The sequence below is a fragment of the Nevskia soli genome, from assembly GCF_903970205.1.
GTDB lineage: Bacteria > Acidobacteriota > Terriglobia > Bryobacterales > Bryobacteraceae > Bog-113.
Genome location: NZ_CAJCHS010000120.1, coordinates 1 through 17,384, shown reverse-complemented (window position 1 = coordinate 17,384; position 17,384 = coordinate 1). Strand labels below are relative to the sequence as shown.

15 protein-coding genes are annotated in these 17,384 nt (G+C 58.1%); 6 read left to right on the top strand and 9 right to left on the bottom strand.

Annotated features, from left to right (window positions below):
• Positions 1–629 (bottom strand): Crp/Fnr family transcriptional regulator (locus tag H1Y01_RS05425; RefSeq protein WP_180539272.1); only part of this gene is annotated, 629 nt, incomplete at its 3' end.
• A 238-nt stretch (positions 630–867) separates the two neighbouring features.
• Between H1Y01_RS05425 and H1Y01_RS05420 the strand changes: the two genes are divergently transcribed.
• A complete protein-coding gene (locus H1Y01_RS05420) occupies positions 868–2,088 on the top strand; it encodes an MFS transporter (protein WP_180539270.1) in 1,221 nt (406 codons plus the stop codon).
• Between the two features lie 147 nt (positions 2,089–2,235).
• Here H1Y01_RS05420 and H1Y01_RS05415 read toward each other — a convergent pair whose 3' ends face one another.
• On the bottom strand, positions 2,236–4,272 hold the full coding sequence (locus H1Y01_RS05415; protein WP_180539268.1) for an amidohydrolase family protein: 2,037 nt from the start codon (positions 4,270–4,272) through the stop codon (positions 2,236–2,238).
• A 105-nt stretch (positions 4,273–4,377) separates the two neighbouring features.
• Between H1Y01_RS05415 and H1Y01_RS05410 the strand changes: the two genes are divergently transcribed.
• Complete coding sequence (locus tag H1Y01_RS05410; protein ID WP_180539266.1) at positions 4,378–5,148, top strand: exodeoxyribonuclease III; 771 nt, start codon at positions 4,378–4,380, stop codon at positions 5,146–5,148.
• Here H1Y01_RS05410 and bla read toward each other — a convergent pair.
• Both bla and H1Y01_RS05400 read right to left on the bottom strand, forming a co-directional pair.
• Positions 5,141–6,010, bottom strand: coding sequence for a subclass B3 metallo-beta-lactamase (gene bla, locus H1Y01_RS05405; RefSeq protein WP_180539265.1), 870 nt, complete (start codon positions 6,008–6,010; stop codon positions 5,141–5,143). The genes H1Y01_RS05410 and bla overlap by 8 nt on opposite strands.
• A 37-nt stretch (positions 6,011–6,047) precedes the next feature.
• Positions 6,048–8,180 carry an OmcA/MtrC family decaheme c-type cytochrome gene (locus tag H1Y01_RS05400; protein ID WP_180539264.1) on the bottom strand — a complete coding sequence of 711 codons (2,133 nt, stop codon included), beginning with the start codon at positions 8,178–8,180 and terminating at the stop codon, positions 6,048–6,050.
• Positions 8,181–8,331: 151 nt separating this feature from the next.
• On the opposite strand from H1Y01_RS05400, the gene H1Y01_RS05395 reads away from it, so the two are divergent.
• The gene (locus H1Y01_RS05395) at positions 8,332–10,848 is read left to right on the top strand and encodes a PAS domain S-box protein (RefSeq protein WP_180539263.1); all 2,517 of its coding nucleotides are present in this window, start codon (positions 8,332–8,334) and stop codon (positions 10,846–10,848) included.
• Positions 10,849–10,858: 10 nt separating this feature from the next.
• Positions 10,859–11,500 carry a response regulator gene (locus H1Y01_RS05390; RefSeq protein WP_180539262.1) on the top strand — a complete coding sequence of 214 codons (642 nt, stop codon included), beginning with the start codon at positions 10,859–10,861 and terminating at the stop codon, positions 11,498–11,500.
• Between the two features lie 8 nt (positions 11,501–11,508).
• On the opposite strand, the gene H1Y01_RS05385 is transcribed toward H1Y01_RS05390, so the two are convergent.
• The 5 genes from H1Y01_RS05385 to H1Y01_RS05365 are packed head-to-tail and all read right to left on the bottom strand — an operon-like array spanning position 11,509 to position 15,813.
• The gene (locus H1Y01_RS05385) at positions 11,509–11,991 is read right to left on the bottom strand and encodes a HyaD/HybD family hydrogenase maturation endopeptidase (protein WP_180539261.1); all 483 of its coding nucleotides are present in this window, start codon (positions 11,989–11,991) and stop codon (positions 11,509–11,511) included.
• Complete coding sequence (gene cybH / locus H1Y01_RS05380) at positions 11,988–12,734, bottom strand: Ni/Fe-hydrogenase, b-type cytochrome subunit (protein ID WP_180539260.1); 747 nt, start codon at positions 12,732–12,734, stop codon at positions 11,988–11,990. The genes H1Y01_RS05385 and cybH overlap by 4 nt, the downstream gene beginning before the upstream one ends.
• A complete protein-coding gene (locus H1Y01_RS05375) occupies positions 12,734–14,446 on the bottom strand; it encodes a nickel-dependent hydrogenase large subunit (protein WP_180539259.1) in 1,713 nt (570 codons plus the stop codon). Before H1Y01_RS05375 ends, cybH begins: the two co-directional genes overlap by 1 nt.
• 1 nt (position 14,447) lies before the next feature.
• Positions 14,448–15,542 carry a hydrogenase small subunit gene (locus H1Y01_RS05370; protein WP_180539258.1) on the bottom strand — a complete coding sequence of 365 codons (1,095 nt, stop codon included), beginning with the start codon at positions 15,540–15,542 and terminating at the stop codon, positions 14,448–14,450.
• Positions 15,529–15,813 (bottom strand): HypC/HybG/HupF family hydrogenase formation chaperone, encoded by a 285-nt coding sequence (locus H1Y01_RS05365; RefSeq protein ID WP_180539256.1) that lies wholly within the window; start codon positions 15,811–15,813, stop codon positions 15,529–15,531. The genes H1Y01_RS05370 and H1Y01_RS05365 overlap by 14 nt, the downstream gene beginning before the upstream one ends.
• A 363-nt stretch (positions 15,814–16,176) precedes the next feature.
• Between H1Y01_RS05365 and H1Y01_RS05360 the strand changes: the two genes are divergently transcribed.
• Positions 16,177–17,091: a DmsE family decaheme c-type cytochrome gene (locus H1Y01_RS05360; protein ID WP_180539255.1), complete on the top strand. Its 915-nt coding sequence runs from the start codon at positions 16,177–16,179 to the stop codon at positions 17,089–17,091.
• A partial coding sequence (locus tag H1Y01_RS05355) for a hypothetical protein (RefSeq protein ID WP_180539253.1) occupies positions 17,088–17,384 on the top strand: 297 nt, incomplete at its 3' end. The genes H1Y01_RS05360 and H1Y01_RS05355, both read left to right, overlap by 4 nt.

Sequence of the window (17,384 nt, the reverse complement as noted above, 5' to 3'; positions counted from 1 at the left end):
GCTAGCTGTGCAATGGTAGGGCGATGCATGATGCTCCCATCGTCGAAAGCAACCGCCGGCCAGGAGTCCGCCGCGGCGGCAACCGTTGCGTCCCCCATTGAGCTTTCGTGGGCTTGTTCCGTGACCACCCGATGCGGATAGCCATTGCGCCGCAGAAATCGCCGCAGCTTCAGTGTTTCAGCATCGCCCTCAGGTCCAATCAGAAGCACGCCGGCTCTAGGTTGGGAAGCTAGACCGATGCGGCGCCAGATAAACGCCTGCATGATCAGGTTCGCGATCTCACCTTCAGCGCGCATCATGCGCTGCAGATTCTCGCGCGTGACGCGCAGCAGGACACTATCGACCGTGGTGCGGGCACTGACCAGGGCGCGCTGGGCGTTCAGCATGTTGAGCTCGCCCGTGAACTGGTGTGGACCCACGTCCGACACGGTGGTGATGTCGCCGTTCTCCTGACCCGCGTAGACGTTGATGTTACCTTCCAGAACGACGAACATGGCGATGTCATGTTGGCCGCGAGAGAAGATCCGCGTTCCGGCCGGTTCCGAGATTTCTTCGGCGTAGAAGCGGATACACTCGATCATTTCGTCGGTCAGGACAGGAAAAGCCATTTCGGGCCGGAACGCCGGCATGTCCAGGGAATCTGTGGAGTCGCTAGGTGTTGGTAGCAAGGGGTTGGGAACTCCTTTCGCTGCAAGAAGGGGTGACCTATCGAGCCAGGGCGGCAAGCTACTATCGTCAATTCAAGAATAGCAGTTTGCCTAACTATAAGTCTAACGCGTTGATAACGAGCGAGATAGAGTCCGTGTTTGGCGGCGCAAAACATTCGATTTCCCGGTCCGATTCAGTTAGCCTAGGTGAGGAAGAGCGATGGGGACACCCCTAACCTTTAGTGACGTGTTGCGGCTTCGTCCGGTGCGACGCCTCTGGATCGCGCAAATTGTCAGCGTGTTCGGGGACTTTCTGGCGGTGTTCGCGATTATTGCGGTGGTGACGTTCAAGCTGCACGGTACGGCGACCGAGGTGGCGATGGTGCTGGTATCGTTTATGGCGCCACTGGCGATCGTCAGCCCGCTGGCAGGCGTCTTCGTCGACCGCTGGCATTTGAAGCGAACGATGATCGCGAGCGATCTGATCCGCGGCGTGCTGGTGCTGGCGTTGGTATTCGTGCACCAACTCTATGTGATTTACGCAATCCTGTTCACGATGAGCGTGGTCTCAGCGTTCTTCGTTCCGGCGCAATCGGTGGCAGTGCGCACGCTGGTTCCGATGGCGGGCCTCATGGCAGTGAACGGATTGATGTCGCAGGCGCAGCAAGGGTCGTTGATCGTGGCTCCGAGCGTCGCCGGAGAGCTGGTGCAGCTTGCGGGCGCGAACTCCTGTTTCCTCTACGACAGCTTCAGTTTCTTCTTCTCGGCGGCGCTGGTGATGACGCTGACGATCAACCGGCCGCCGCTGCGCACGGAGCCGACCGCGGTGCTCGATTCGATGCGGCAGGGATTTGGCTTCATCTTCAAGCACTCGACGATCTCGTTCGTGATTCTCTCGATGACGGCGGGGATGTTCGCGATGCGCTGCTTCGGCGCGCTGCTTTCGATCTACGTGCGCGACGTGCTGCACTCGACCGCCGCGGTGTTCGGTGTCCTGAATACGCTGATCGGCGTCGGCATGATTGTCGGGACGCAGATGCTTACGCGCTTTGCCCGGCGCATTCCGCAACAGAACCTGGTGGTGTACGGTCTGGGCGTCATGGGCGCGGCGGTATTGACCACGGCGGCTTTCGGCACGATGGGATCGGCCGCGGCAGGAATGCTCGGGCTGGGCTTGGGCGCGTCCGCGATTTTCATCACGGCGACGACGCTGATCCAGCATGAGACACCGCACGAACTATTGGGACGGGTGATGAGCTGCCTGATGTCGCTGGTGGCGGGGGCGCAGGTGATCGCGATGTTCGTGGCGGGTCCGGTGGCGGAGATGGTGGGGATTCCGAAGCTCTATTTTGGAAGCGCCGCGATGCTGGCGGGAATTGCCGTTGTGGGGTCCTTCAAGCTGCCGAAGGTTGAGAAGGCGGAAGCGGCGAAGGTGGGCTAACTACGCTTGGAATGCCTCGATCGCGCTTCGGCTGCTAACAAGCGGTGCTTCCGTTCGAATGCGGTTCGCGAAGTCAAAACCGGTGAAGGATCCTTAGGGGTTCGAGATGTACCCAGACTTGGGGGCCCTACCGCTCGCAACGCGAGATCAGCGCATGGTTTTTGGCCGGCCCGCGAAACCGCTCGCAGTCCGGAGGGCGTCGGCATCCATGATCTTGCCGCCCATCATAACGATGCGCGTGTTCCGGAGGTCGCCAATGTGTTTCGAGGGATCGCCTTCTACCAGGACCAAGTCAGCGGCCTTGCCGACCGTAATGGATCCGGTCTTACTATCCGCGCCAACGAGGCGAGCCGTGGCGTTGGTCGCACTGGCCAGAGCCTCTGCCGGCGTAAAGCCCGCGGCGACGTACAACTCCAACTCGCGCACGATCTCCATCCCCGAACCGTCCGTGCCGGCTACGATCGGAACGCCGGCTTTATGCATGGCCTCGACCAGCGCACAAAGCTTGGCGAAACTGGCGCGATAGTCCGCTCTAGTCACGCCCGGCGGTACAGCAAACCCGCCTTGCCGGAATCCTCGCTCGACCGCGGGTGGAAGTGTTCCGAGGTAAGGGACATAGGCCGCCGAGAGGTCTCCGTTTTCCGGGACGAGAAGACTCTCGACGACCACCAGGGTCGGGTCCGACGTAATCTTACGCTGACTCATCGTCGCAATCAGGGAGGCCATCGGCTCGGCATTCAAATCAACGTCCTTGGCGTAGCGCCCCGGACCTGCCCAGCGTTCCGTCCCGTTGGACTTAGCTACAACGTCATCCGGCATGGCCTGCATCATGACAAAGTAGATGTGAGTGATCTCGTCATAGCCGTCATTGATCGCATCCATCGTTCGCATGCCGGCTGGAATGTGCCCATGCACATGGAGCCCGAGCCGATGGGCCTCCGCCGCCGTAGCACTAACCCAAGCTGGATTGAAAGTCCCGTAGAACTTGATCGCTACAAATCCATCGGCTTTGGCTTTGCGGACAATCGCTATGGCCTCATCCTGCGAAGTAGCAACACTCCCGACCTGGGCCGTGTTGGGTCCCTTCCCATCCAGCAACAGCGAAGGATAGACCATGGGCATGAGGAGTTCGCCCTTGGCTCTACGTTCGGCGCGGGCCAGAGTTAGCGCGTTGTTATTGCCTGGATCGCGCACCGAAGTGATTCCCAGCGAAAGGAGCATGGGACCACTCGCGTCGTCGGCTACATGCTGGTGTGCGTCCCAAAGCCCCGGTACCAGCGTCTTGCCTGTGCCGTCCACGATTCGGGCGTTGCCGGCAGGCACAATTTGGGAAGAGGGCCCGACCTGCGTAATCAATCCACGATCGACGATTATGGTTTGATCTTCGACAAAGCGGGTTCCATCCACGAAGGTTCGTACGTGGGTGAAAGCTACCGGTCCGGATGGGTCTTGCAGCAATTGCTTCAAAAGCGCGGGCGAACGCCTGGCAAGGGCTTCGTCCTGAGCCTTGTCCAGTTCCGGCTGGGAGGCTTCGTATCCTTTGCGAATCCATGTAAGACCCGCATCCAGGGCGAAGAACTTTCCTTTGGCGTCTACCCAGACGGGTATGGGCGTGTTTGAAAAGCCTGTGATCGCATAGGCGCGGATGGTCGTCTTAGATGCACCCGCGCCGACAACTAGGGTGGTGAGCTGCGCCGCTTTGACTTCCCCTCCGGGGAGCATCGCTAGAGATTGGTTAGGCGCCGCGATAAGCGCCTCGATTAAAGTCGCAGCGAGATCTATCGGGCCGCCGAAAGCGCTGTACATTGCCGGTCGAGAATACGTTGCAGTTCCGGCGTCGACAGGGCTCTTCCAGTGGGCGACGCCGTCGGTTATGTCGAAGGTCTCCGCCGCATCGCCAGATGGAGTAAAGCCTCGGATCAAGAGGTGTTGCAGCGTGCCGTCCGGCGCGAAGCGAGCGCTGCTGTCAGTTTCGAAAACCTGCCCTCGCAGAAGAAGGCTCTCGCGGCCAAAACGGGTGCCATCCGAGGAGGTCCAGCGGGCTGAAGAACCATGTAGCCCCGCCGTAGACATGATGGTGAATTGTTGGGCATCTGCCGGCGGCTTGACCAACTCTCCTACCTGCACTGGCGCTGCGACAGCAAGGGAAACCCCGCCGATCAGCGTGAACAACAGAAATCGCATGACTCTCCTCGCCCGCCGATTCGATCGGGGCTGCCGTTTATTGTAATCGAACGCGATCAAACCGAGGTTGTCTCCAGCCTATAGTCGTGTACACAGGGTCTAATCTTGAAAATCGCCACGTTCAACATCAATAACATCAACAAGCGCCTGGATAACCTTGTTGCCTGGCTTATCAAAGCCGAGCCCGATGTGGTTTGCCTCCAGGAACTCAAGGCGGAGCAAGGCGCGTTCCCCGCTCAGACGCTTCGATCCGTTGGTTATGAGGCGGTCTGGCAAGGTGAGCGTTCCTGGAACGGCGTGGCGATTCTCGCGCGCGGCTCAGTTCCCGTGGTGACCCGATCGAGGCTACCCGGCAATCCGGATGACAATCAATCCCGGTACATCGAAGCCGCGGTCAATGGCGTGCTGATCACGTCAATCTATCTGCCGAATGGAAACCCGCAGCCTGGTCCGAAGTTCACTTACAAGCTGGCATGGTTCGAACGCTTGATTACTCACGCTTCCGACTTATTAGCTTCAGGCGCGCCGGTCGCTTTGGCCGGGGATTACAACGTCGTGCCGACGGTAGACGATATCTATCCGACGCGATCTTTAGACAGAAACGCGTTGATCCAACCGGAGAGCCGCCGGGCGTTTGCGCGATTGATCGAGCAAGGCTGGACCGACGCTCTGCGGAAGCTGCATCCGGACGGCCCGCTTTGGACATTCTGGGACTACGAGCGCAATCGATGGCGTGACGACAAGGGCATGCGACTCGATCACTTCCTGCTTTCACCAGACCTGGCGCAACGCCTGGCGGGCGGCGGCGTGGACCGGTGGGTACGCGGCGAAGAGAACGCTAGCGATCATGCTCCGGCGTGGATATTAATCATTTGACGGGTTCTTTCGCGAGACGTTCGTGTAGCTGCTTCCGTGACGCTTCCGCCAGAACGCGGCAAGCTGTCGGGTCGATCAACGCGTCCGGTTTGGAGTTGCGTTGCGCCAGGCGCTCCCAGAGTTCAGAAGCTCCTGGGTGCGGGGTGATGAGGATGTCGCAGGGCGTACTCTCGAGAAACGCGAAGCTTCGCTCGAAGTCCTCGTTATGAGGGTAGTCTTTGCGGCGACTAAACAGGAAGCTTCCGGCTGACACGGGGCTCAAGCTATCTGCATAAATCAGGTTAAGGCAGCGGCCGTTCTCGCAGGATCGCCACGAGAAACTTGTGCCACCGGGGGTGTGACCGGGTGTGAAATGCGCGGTTACTTCGACCGCGCCCGCGTGCAGCGTCTCTCCATCTTTGAGAATCTGCACGCGCGCAACCTTGGCGATAGGATCGATGGTGCCAAACTGGGGATCATCCGGGAGCACCGCGCCCTTGTTCATGACTTCCGCGGTCCAGGGACTAACAGCAACAAGGGCTCCGCTAAGTCTCTGCAATTCGGCGATGCCGCCGGCGTGGTCGAAATGCGCGTGAGAGTTTAGGATCAGCTTGATATCTTTGATCCGAAATCCCAGCGCGCGAATATTGGCCGCGATTAAGTTCGCTGACTCGGGCAACGCACCGTCAATAAGGATGTGCCCGGTCGCGGAGGTGATTAAGACGGAGCTTAGGCCGTGAGTGCCGACGAAGTAAGTATTGCCATAGATCCTGAACGGCTGCTGCGGTTCGTTCCAAGCGGCGCAGTTTGCACAAGGAGAATGCTTATTCTGGGCGGATAGGGGAACAACCAGCAGGAGGACCAGGAGGTTTCGACCGCGCATCCGACTATGGTAGACGAAGGGCTAATCTTAGAGGCCATTATTGCGCGTGGACCGCGTCAACCGCAAATTCCGCCCCAGCGGCGTGGCATACCGTGCAGCTCTCTCCCAGGGAGTTGGTATTCGCAAGGAAGTGGGATGACTCGGCCTTCGATACGTGACATCCGCTGCAAGCCGATGAGGTGGGCTGTATCGGATTAATCCAGCCTTGAGGATCGACGACGGCGTTCAACCCGACCGGAAGGTTCTGCTCGCTGCCGTTAGTGTGGCACAAGGAGCAATTTTGAAGATAGGGGGCGTCTCCCGCGGTACTCATTGCCGGGTAGAGAATGCCCGAGAAGTTGTTTATACTCCCGCCATAGCCGTAGATGATGTAAGGACTGCCGCCGGCGGGCACAACATTGACACCGTCGTGAATGCGGTGGACCATGACCGCCATGTTGATGGTCTGCGGCGTCACTCCGGCCGGGATCTCCGAGAAGTCAGTATCGGACGGGTTATGGCACATCACGCAGTATTGCGGATTGTTTCGCCGGTTCCCGTGCAAAACGAGGTCCACATGGCATTGGTTACAATTGCTCTCCCCGACTACGGTGCGGCGGGGTGCAACCGCGGAGCCATCGACGGAGAAGTAGACAACGGGATTCGGTGATCCGGTTTCAACTGTCTGGGCTGCGTTGGTGTTCGGTAGAACGTTTTCCTGCCGAACGGCTTCGGCGCCAATCGCATAACTTCCCGTTGCCCCGGCCGGGATCGCATGCATGAAGGTGTAAGTACAATTGCCACTTCCGTCACACGTTCCCTGAGTGCCATCCTCGCCCACATATCCCGGGGTTGTAACATCGCTGCCGAAACTGGTGTAACCGTAGTCTGTGGTCGGACCGGCCATGGTAAATTGCAGGGCCGAGAGAGCGGAGAGTGCCAGAGGGTTGCCGTTAATGTCGTTAAGTGTGAAGGCGACCGTTGGATTCTGACCGGCATTCGTGTTGGTCACGCCCGTGATATTAACCACGACGCTCGAGATGAGAGTATCCGGATTTAACGGGTAAGCAGCCGGCGTGTCACCGGGAACTACATGGGCGCCCAGAATGGACGCATCGAAGGGTGTCTCGCCTTGCGGAATATGACAGTCGGCGCACTGCGTATCGTCCGTTTGGAATCCACCGGGATGATTGGCCCCCGTCGCGAAATTTACGTTATTGTGGCAGGCCCCGCAAGCCGCTCGCGTGGGTTCCGTCAGGAATGCAGTGGCCTGCGCGGCGCCGGTCGTCTGGCTATGGCAAACTCCGCAACGCTGCGGGTTGGCCGGATCGATCACCGTAGAAAAGTCGGTGAGAGAGCCCATATAGCCGGCGATTTGGTAAGGGACGCCGGGTGTTGTAGCCGTGCCGACGACACTCGGCAACTGCGAGCCCATGTGGATCGCATGCGCCATAACCTTCAAATCCAGCGAATTACCGGTTACCGGATCGGCGTTCTGGGGCTGGTGGCACAGGACGCACATTTCCATCCCGTTGGCGTAACCGCCGTGAAAGGCCAACTGGTCGTGGCAGGTATTGCAACTCGCGGTGCGTATGACGTCACGGGTTACGGTAACTACCCCGCCATTCGGGACGAAGTTAAACGTTGTACCGGCATAACTTATTGGCAAGTTGAATGGAGTAAGATCGCGGTTGCCATCAACCGCGACAGTGGTGGTAACCGTGGGGTCGAATCCCGCCGGGGCCACAGCTTGAAACGTGTAAGTATATTGCCCCGGAGCCACCTGTGTGGCCGGGCTGCCTAACTCGAAATCCGGGCGGGTGATGGTACCCAGAACAGCGCCGGTCACCGACGAGGTTGTGTAGGCAACATATTGTTCCTGGCCGTTGGGGATGTAAGATGCCACATAAGCCAACGAAATGACGCCGGGAGTGGTTGCACCGGTAGCATCCAGGGGCAGCCCGTTGGGATCGGCCAAGCTGTACGTCACGGTAATCGCTCCGGCACTGCTGATCTGGGCCGAGTTGATGGTGATTACCAAGCCAGGGCTGACGAAGTCAAGGGTGGCTTGATCGAGATAGAACCCCTTGTCGCGCGGACCGTAGTGATACCGCCGGGTCTGGCCTGTGAGGCACAACGCGACGACCGCCGCGAACAGCGCGATCCTTACCGGGCGAGCGAGTCGTTTCATGGGAGTTCAGATTGATTCAGTATTTCATTTGATTTCATCGCATAATGGGAGGACATACCACTCGGAAAACTTCTTGTTTACGGCTTGCCGTTGTTTTGGCGCGAAAAGCAATTCACCGGGAGAGGGTGGTCCTGGTGCTAGCGCGTTGGCGATGAAGCGAGACTCTCAAAAACCCGGGAATCGAAACGCGCAGGCTATTCGCGATGCGGAGACAGCCGGCGGTGACTTAGAAAGGGAAGTTGACCGCATCCTTTGGGAACGTGCGCGTTATGCCGGACTCGTGGTCGACAGCAATCTTGAAATCGTTCACTTTCGTGGAGATACGGACCCGTATCTCCGGGTTTCGGGCGGGGTTTCGGCCGGGGTTTCGCCTGGAGAAGCCAGGCTTCACCTACTAGATACGATTCGGGAGGAACTGATCCCGCCACTGCGCGAAGCCACCAACGAAACGCTCGCGGCCGCGGCGAGTATTGGGACGGTTCCCCAGGAGCGAGCGATCCGTATTAAGCGGAACGGGGACTTTCTGGTCAACATCGAAGTCCGGCTTCTTCCAGCGACGGCGGTGGGCGGCCTATACTTCCTGGTCCTGTTCAAGCAACTTAGCGACCCAACCAAACCGAGACGTATCAATCGGGAACTACTCGACCTCAATCAAGAGCTCACCCGCAAGCGCGACTATTTCGATACAGTCGCTAGGAATTATGAGGCTACCAGCGAAAGTCTGTCCGCGGCGAGCGAAGAGGCCCAATCCAGTATGGAGGAGGCTCATCGCCTCTACGAGGAGCTCGAGGCTGCCGCTGAAGAAATCCAATCGAATAATGACCAACTGATTACTCTAAACGACCAGCTGCGGGAGCGTAATTCGGATTTAGCCATCCTCACCGACGAGTTGAACAATATCCTTAGCGGCGTCGAGATCCCGATCGTGATTCTCGGAGGAAACCTGTGCATCCGGCGCTTTACGCCACAGGCTGCCAAACTGCTGCACCTGCTTCCCGGCGATGTAGGGCGGCCCATCGCGCATATGAGTCTCGGCCTTAATCTCCCAGGCTTGGATGAATCGATTTCGCAGGTCCTCAAAGGTTCGGAAGATGTGTGGCGCGAGGTCCAGGCCAGCGACGGTCGATGGTACTCTCTCCGGATTCTTCCGTTTATGACGGCGGAATCGAAAAGCGACGGAGTCCTCATCACATTCGTGGACGTTCACGATCTGAAGCTGAGCCGGGAAAATTCGCTTAGCGAACAACGCCTCATCACCGCTGTCCTGAACGCCGCCAGGGACCTATTGGTGGTCGTTATGGATCGCGAAGGATGTATTCTGCAGTACAATCGCGCTGCTCAGGAACTCACCGGTTTTTCACTGGAGGAGGTCGAAGGCACGAGACTTTGGAATACCCTCGCTGTACCGGAAGAAAGGGCCCAAGTCAAGAGTCGCATTGAAAACTTGAGCAAAGGGCAAGCCACCTACGGGGAAACCCACTGGCTTACCAAAAAGGGGCCCCCTCTATTGATCGCGTGGTCGAACAGCTTTGTAGCGCGGGACGACGGAACAGTCGAATACGTGATCTGCACGGGAGTCGACGTGACCGAACGTGAACAAGCTCAGTTGCAAGCTCGCGAGAGCGAGACTGCGCTCGACACCCTCCTGCAGACCGTCCCTGCTTCGATTTTAGCGGTCAATGCCGACGGTGCGATCATGCTCGTGAACGCCGCGTCCGAGACTATGTTCGGCTACCGGCGGCAGGAGCTGATCGGCCATCCCCTCTCTATGTTGATACCGGAACGTTTCCAGCATCGTCACGCCGGTCACCTCGGAAACTTCTGGCGCAAACCGGGCATGCGTTCCATGGGCGCTGGTATGGAACTGTTCGGGTTGCGCAAAGACGGTTCGGAGTTTCCAGTGGATGTAGGCTTGAGCTATCTCGATACGCGCGCGGGGAGACTCGCGATCAGTTTTATTTCCGATGTCACCGAACGTAAGGAAAGCGGGGCGATGCTTCTGCAGAACAAGAACGAACTGCAGGCATTGACAGCTCGTCTTCTGAGTCTTCAGGAAGCGGGCAATCGGGACCTTTCCCGCGAACTGCATGACGGGCTCAGCCAGAAGCTCGCGGCGCTAAGCATGGAGGTTTCAACGCTCCTCTGGCACTCATCCGCGCCCGACGACGCGCTTACCGATCGGGTTTGCGCTCTCACCTCGCGCATCAACGGCCTCGCAAGCGAAGTCCAGGCGATATCCAGGAGGCTGCATCCCGCCGTACTGGTTGAACTTGGCCTGGAAACAGCTATCCGCGAACAGTGCGCCGGCTTCACGGCACAAGAGGGGATTCCGGCCCGATTCCAAGCCAGGCGGGTCCCAGAGGATCTACCCGAAGATGTTTCTTTGTGTCTCTACCGCTTAGCGCAGGAGGGTCTTCGGAATATCTCTAAGCACGCCAATGCCAGCAAGGTTAAATTGACGCTTTCGGGCAAGAACAACGGCATTGCTCTTCGCATCCGGGACAATGGGGACGGCTTCCAGATAAGCGAAGCCAAAGCGAAGGGCGGCCTGGGGTTGATTAGTATGGAGGAGCGCGTAAGATTGGTGAACGGCCATCACACGATTCGATCCCAACCAGGGCGAGGGACCACGGTGGAAGTCTTTGTGTCGTTGTTAAGGGAGGAGTGAAAGGAGGGCAATGAGAAGAAGTCGGCTGTTGCTGGGTGACGACCACGATATTGTCGTCGAGGGGCTGCGGCGCATTCTGGATCAACCGGAGTTCGAGATCGCCGGCGTGGTCAGTGACGGGCGCTCGCTGCTGCGGGCCGCCGAGGAACTCCAGCCCGATGTCATCATCGTGGACATCACCATGCCTTTGCTGAACGGTATCGAAGCCGCGAGGCAGATACGTAAGACCAACCGCAAGGTGATCATCATCTTCCTCACCATGCATTCGGATGTCATCTTCGCGACCGAAGCCTTTACCGCAGGAGCTTCCGGCTATGTGTTAAAGAATTCAGCCGCCGAGGAACTCGTCACCGCGATCCGGGAGACGCTGAAGGGCCATACCTACATTACGAGTTCTCTAACGGAAGCCGTGCACAAAGGGCTCTCCGCGCGCTCTAATAGCTGGCGGAGTCCGTTAGACAAGTTAACCATTCGCCAACGCGAGGTGTTGCAGTTGCTGGCCGAAGGGCATCAGGTCAAAGAAATAGCTGTCCGGCTAAATGTATCGCCCCGCACCGTGGAGTTCCACAAATACCGCATCATGGATGAGCTCAATCTTCACAGCGTCGCGGAGCTTAGCCGGTATGCGGTAACGTGCGGGATCGTCTCCTGACCTATTCGTCAGTTAGCCCAGGTCTCTAGCTGTTCAAGTACCACATCCAGTAGAAGCGGGAACGCCTGTTGGAGCCGCGGGGTTAGTTCTGCGCCCCAATCCGTGGACAGCGGTTGCGCGCCTAACACAACCACTTCCGCTGGCGACTCGCCCAATAGCTTCATCGCAATTATCAGATCGGCGAATCCTAGCTGATGAACCGACGCTTTGCCGGGTAAGCCGTCGAGAGCCGTTCCTTCGAAGCGCACCAATGTACCCGGGGCCTCGCCCACATCCACGGCGTCAATCACCAGCAGACGTGTGAAGCCCGAGATGTGCGCCATCAGACTTAGTCCCTGCGTTCCGCCATCGAGAAGCATCACACCGGCATGGGCACCCACAGTGACGCGCGCGTCGTGCTGCAAACTCTGGATCGCATGTACTCCCAGACCGTCATCCGAGCGCAACAGGTTACCGATACCCAGCACCAGAGTCCCGTTCAGATGCGTCATTTACGGCTCAGTTCAGCCTGCTTTTCCGCTTCGTCAAGTTCGGTGACTGGAATTACTTTATAACCGGTGAACATGCTATCCATCAGCCCGCGTTTTTCCACGCGCGATATCAACATGGCTATGTGTACGTGAAAGATACCGAATATGACGAACAGGTACATCGCGAAGAAATGAATCAGGCGTATGTTCTGGATGTCGACGACGCGCGGAATCCATCCAACCAAAAAGTGAATCACGGGGGACTGCATGATCCAGTCGTACATCACCAATCCAGTTACGATCTCCACTAGCATAAGAGTGTAGACCGCCACATAGGAAAGGGCAGCCATGCCGTTATGTCCGATCTTGGAAATGGGCGTACGCCGGATGAATAGATAGAACTCCATCACGTTGAGCATTTCTCTAAACTGCACACCCCGCAGCGGAATGTATTGATCCCATCGCACCCAGCGATCGCCGCCGGAGAAGCGAAAGAACAGACAAATGCGCATGACAAAGAGAGCAATGAAAATCATCCCGAAGCTTTCATGAACGAAGCGGAACCATCCCATCAAGTAGGGACGCTTCACCTGGTCGATGATGAAGGGATCGTGGATGTAGTAACCGGTGACTGCCAACACGGCTATCGAGAAAACCAACGCCCAGTGGAACAAACGGATCGGGTATTGCCACACATAGACCGCGGAGCACTGACCAACCGGAACTTCAGGGTGCCGTCGATCTTCATTTAACGCGGGATGCATTATCTCACCATGGGGAGCGTATACTTGCGGCCCTGGGCGTCGATGACGTGTACCGCGCAGGCGAGACAGGGATCAAATGAGTGAACGGTGCGTAGGATCTCTAGCGGGCGCGCCGGATCCGCGACGGGCGTTCCCGCTAAGGCAGCTTCGTAAGCGCCGCGATTCCCCTGCGTGTCACGCGGCCCCGCATTCCAGGTCGTAGGAACTACCGCCTGGTAATTCTTTATCGACTTGCCCTCGATCTCCACCCAATGACCAAGCGAGCCGCGCGGCGCTTCATGCCAGCCGAAGCCTCTGGCGCTCTTCGGCCAAGTAGCCGGGTCCCATCGGATCGGATTGAAAACCGTCACGTTTCCGTGATCGAGATTCGAGGACAATTGATCCAGCCAGCCTTGCAGCCGGTGAGCCATGATCTGCGCTTCGATCGCGCGTGCCGCGATCCGGCCCAGCGTTGAATAAAGCACCGTCGGAGTCGCATTTAATTTCGTCAATACACCATCGACAGCGGCACGTATGTCTGGTTGTCCCGACGCGTAGCCCACCACCACTCGCGCGAGGGGACCGACCTCCATTGCCTTACCTTGGTAACGCGGCGCTTTCAACCATGAATACTTCCGGTCCACTTCCAGAAAATCGTACGGAGGTTTCGGACCTGTATACTTTGGCTTCGTCTCGCCTACTGACGGATGTTTGCCGTTCTCGTCTCCGCCCGAGTATTCATACCAGGAGTGGGTCACGAACTCACTGATTCCGGCGGGTTCCACCGCATGTACAGTACTCAAATCGCGGTTTAACACGACGCCGCGCGGAAAGAGGAAGGTCTTGGGGTCTTCCAGGTTGTCCGAGGCATAATCGCCGTAAGAAAGAAAGTTGCCCAGGCCCTCCCCACGCGAAAACCAGTCCTTGTAATAAGGCGCGATCGCCAGGACGTCGGGAATGTAGATCTGGTCGACGAATTTCTTCGCGCTCTTGACCAGATCCTGAAGCTTATCGATCACGATCGGATTGATCACGGCGAAAGGCTCATTCGGGTCGAGCGACGTCGTCATCCCTCCCACCAGGAAGGATTGCGGGTGGGGATTCTTTCCCCCGAGCAATGCGTGAATCCTGATAAAATCTTTCTGCCATTCTAGAGCTTCCAGGTAATGCGCAACCGCGAGTAAGTTGACCTCGGGCGGCAACAGATAAGCCGGATGTCCCCAATAGCCGCTGGCGAAAAGGCTAAGCTGTCCGCTGTCCACAACGGCCTTGACCCGTTGTTGAATACCGCGGAAGTAAGTGGCGCTGGACCTATCGTAATCCGAAATGGATTGGGCGATGGCCGACGTCTTAGCTGGGTCGGCCTTTAGCGCGGACGCTACATCCACCCAATCCAGCGCGTGCAAATGGTAGAAATGAATTACGTGATCCTGCACCATTTGCGCACCGGCCATTAGATCGCGCACGATCCGCGCATTTTCCGGTATGGGAATCGCCAACGCATTCTCGACGGCCCGGACGCTCGCCAGCGCATGCACTACCGTGCAGACGCCGCAGATCCGCTGTGCCCAAATCCATGCTTCCCGCGGGTCGCGCCCTTCGAGGATGATCTCCATTCCCCGAAACATGGTTCCAGAACTCCAGGCGTCCGAGACTTTCCCCCCGTCTAACTGGGCCTCGATCCGAAGGTGGCCCTCGATGCGCGTTACCGGGTCGATCACTAGCCGCGCCATCTTAAACCTTTGTCTCCGGATAGGGAGGCGCGGGCCGGATCATTGTGATCAGACCATGCACGGTAACTCCGGCCACGACGGCGCCGACTAATCCCAGTCCTAGTTCACCGGCGGTTACTTCCACCCCAAAACCAGGCACGGAGGGGAGGCGGTCGTAGAAGGGCGACATGTGATCCCAGAAACGCGGCGACGCACACGCAATGCAGCCGTGGCCGGCACGAATCGGCCAACTTGTGTGGTCGTTCCATTGTGCTGTTGGGCAATTAAAGGTAGCTGCGGGACCTTTGCATCCCATCTTGTAGAGGCAATACCCTTTGCGATGTCCCTCGTCGCCCCACTCGGTAACGAAACGGCCCGCGTCATAATGCGCGCGGCGCTCGCACTGATCATGAATAACGCGCCCGTAAGCGAACAGCGGACGATTATGTTGATCGACCGCCGGTAGATCGCGGAAAGTCAGGTAATGTACCAGGACCGCAGCCGTATTTACGGGATTATGCGCGCACCCGTTCATATTGATTAACCGGATGCCTGGTACTGCTTCCTCGAGACCTACGGCACCCGTCGGATTGGGGTGTGCGCGCATGAATCCCCCGTCTGCCGCACACGCCCCAACCGCTATGGTGGCGGCCGCATTTCCGCAAACTGTCTTCGCGATATCCAAGGCGGAGCGGCCACCGATGGTGCAGTATACGCCTCCGTCCGCCGTCGGAATCCCACCCTCGACCACGGCGATATAATTACCCTTCTCTTGAGTTACAACGCGGTCCAGCACGGCATTCGCGGCGGCGCCGGACCCGGCCATGATGAGTTCGTGGTACTCCCACGAGAACAGATCAAGCACAATGTCGGCGATTTCCGGATGGCTCGACCGCAGCATGGACTCGGAACATCCGGCGCAATCTTGAAACTGCATCCATACCAGTACCTGCTTCTTGGCCTTACTGACTGCAGCCACGGTCGCGGCCAGATACTTATCCGGCAGCGCGAGAGTAGTCAGCATCAGGCTGCAGAATTTGACCAACTGGCGTCGCGTGATTCCTCGACGTCCGAGGGCTCCTGCTAATGATGCCTGTTCCGTTTCAACCGCGAGCATACGTGTCCTCCGGATGGGCGTCGGGAGCAAGGCCTTCCTCTTCGAGGGCTCCGAGTTCTAGCAGGAATTTATAGGTGCGTGCCGCTTCTATTTCGTCAATCTTACTAATCGCAAAGCCTACGTGGACCAGCACGAAGTCTCCCGGAATCACCTCCGGCGTGTACGCCAAACTGACCAATCTACGGACTCCGCAGAAGTCGACCTGACCGCTGCGGAAAGCGGGGTCAGCACCTTCTACATTAAGAACTCTGCCGGGAACCGCCAGGCACATGAATATCCTCCACCTCGGTGGGGATTGACCCGCCGCTGTGCCAAGTTATCGGGAGACGCAATAACTACCGATCGACCAAAAGCTCAAAGTATCATGCCTAGCGACCGCTTTGGCCCTCGTAAATTTGCGAGTTTTCCCACCCGTCTTTCAAATGTTACGCTTCTTAAGCGGACCCGGGTTTTGTCTGATACCAAGGCACTCCCGGAGACCAGCGGCTTGGGGGAAAGTTGGGATTTGTTGCTCCGCAATGGCCGGCGTTGAGCTTGAACGAGCTAACTGGAAGCCCCGCGCCCGCCAACGTGATACGTTGCGCCTGTACGCACTTTGAGGGCTCCTCCGTTGCGGGTGCAGTCAACAAGGTGCATGCGGAACATTGATCTGTGCCGCTCTTTTGGACTCTTAGTCTTGGCGGCGTTTAACGTGGCTGCCCAACCTGCACTTCCGGCGGGCTATGTTGGCTCGGAAACTTGCCAAGCCTGCCACCAGGAAATCTACGACGCGTTTCAGAAGACTCCGCACGAGGCGATCGAGACCAGCAAAAAGCACGATTTTCAAGGGATTGCCTGCGAATCGTGCCACGGTCCCGCGCAGAAGCATATAGATAACCCTTCAGCTGCGACCATCCGGAACCCCGGCAAGATACCCGCGGAGGCCGCCGATAAGGTCTGCCTAAGCTGTCACCTAAACCAAGCGACACAGGCCGGCCGTCTGCTCAGTAGTCACATGAAAGATCAGGTGTCGTGCACGAGCTGCCATAAGGTTCACGCCAATGGAGGCCATAGTCTGGTTGCCCGCAAGCCCGCGGCGATTAATGAGCAGTGCGCGAGCTGCCATCTGGCGGTGTGGGCCGAGTTCCAGAGACCCAATCATCACAAGTTACCGGAGGGTGCGATGTCCTGCGTCGATTGCCACAACCCGCATGGCAGCATCCGCCCCGCTATGGGACAAGTGTTCGCCGGCAACGAACCCGGGTGTTTCACTTGCCACGGCGACCTTCGCGGACCGTACACCTTCGAGCATGCGCCGGTTCGCTTTGAAAGTTGCAGCACGTGTCACGAACCGCACGGATCGGCAAACCCGCGAATGCTAACCCGTCAGGAAGTGCGCTTCGTATGTCTGGAGTGTCACGCCAATCTCCCGTCTCCGGTAAGCACGAACTCGGCATTGGGTGTGGCGCCGCCGTCCTTCCATAACCTTCTGTCACCGGTTTATCAAAACTGCTCGGTCTGTCATCAGAAGGTTCACGGAAGCTATGTGGACAGGAACCTGCTTAAATGAAGTCGCTGCTGATCCTTGCGACTGCCGTCCCGTTGTTTGCGCAGCAAACACCTCCCGCGCCAACTACGCCGGTCCCCCCGGTTCCCTCCCCCGCGACTGTTCCCGCAACCCCTGCTGTGCCCGCTGCTGCTCCTGCGCCGGCTGAAGACTGGCTCACCGGCTCGATTGACTTAGGCTATCGCTGGCAGACCGGAGTCGGAGGTAGCTTTGACACCTATCGAAGCATCGTAGACTTGGGTTCCGGTCCAAAGCTAGTCGGCGCCGATTTCACTATCACTGACCCGAAACATCGG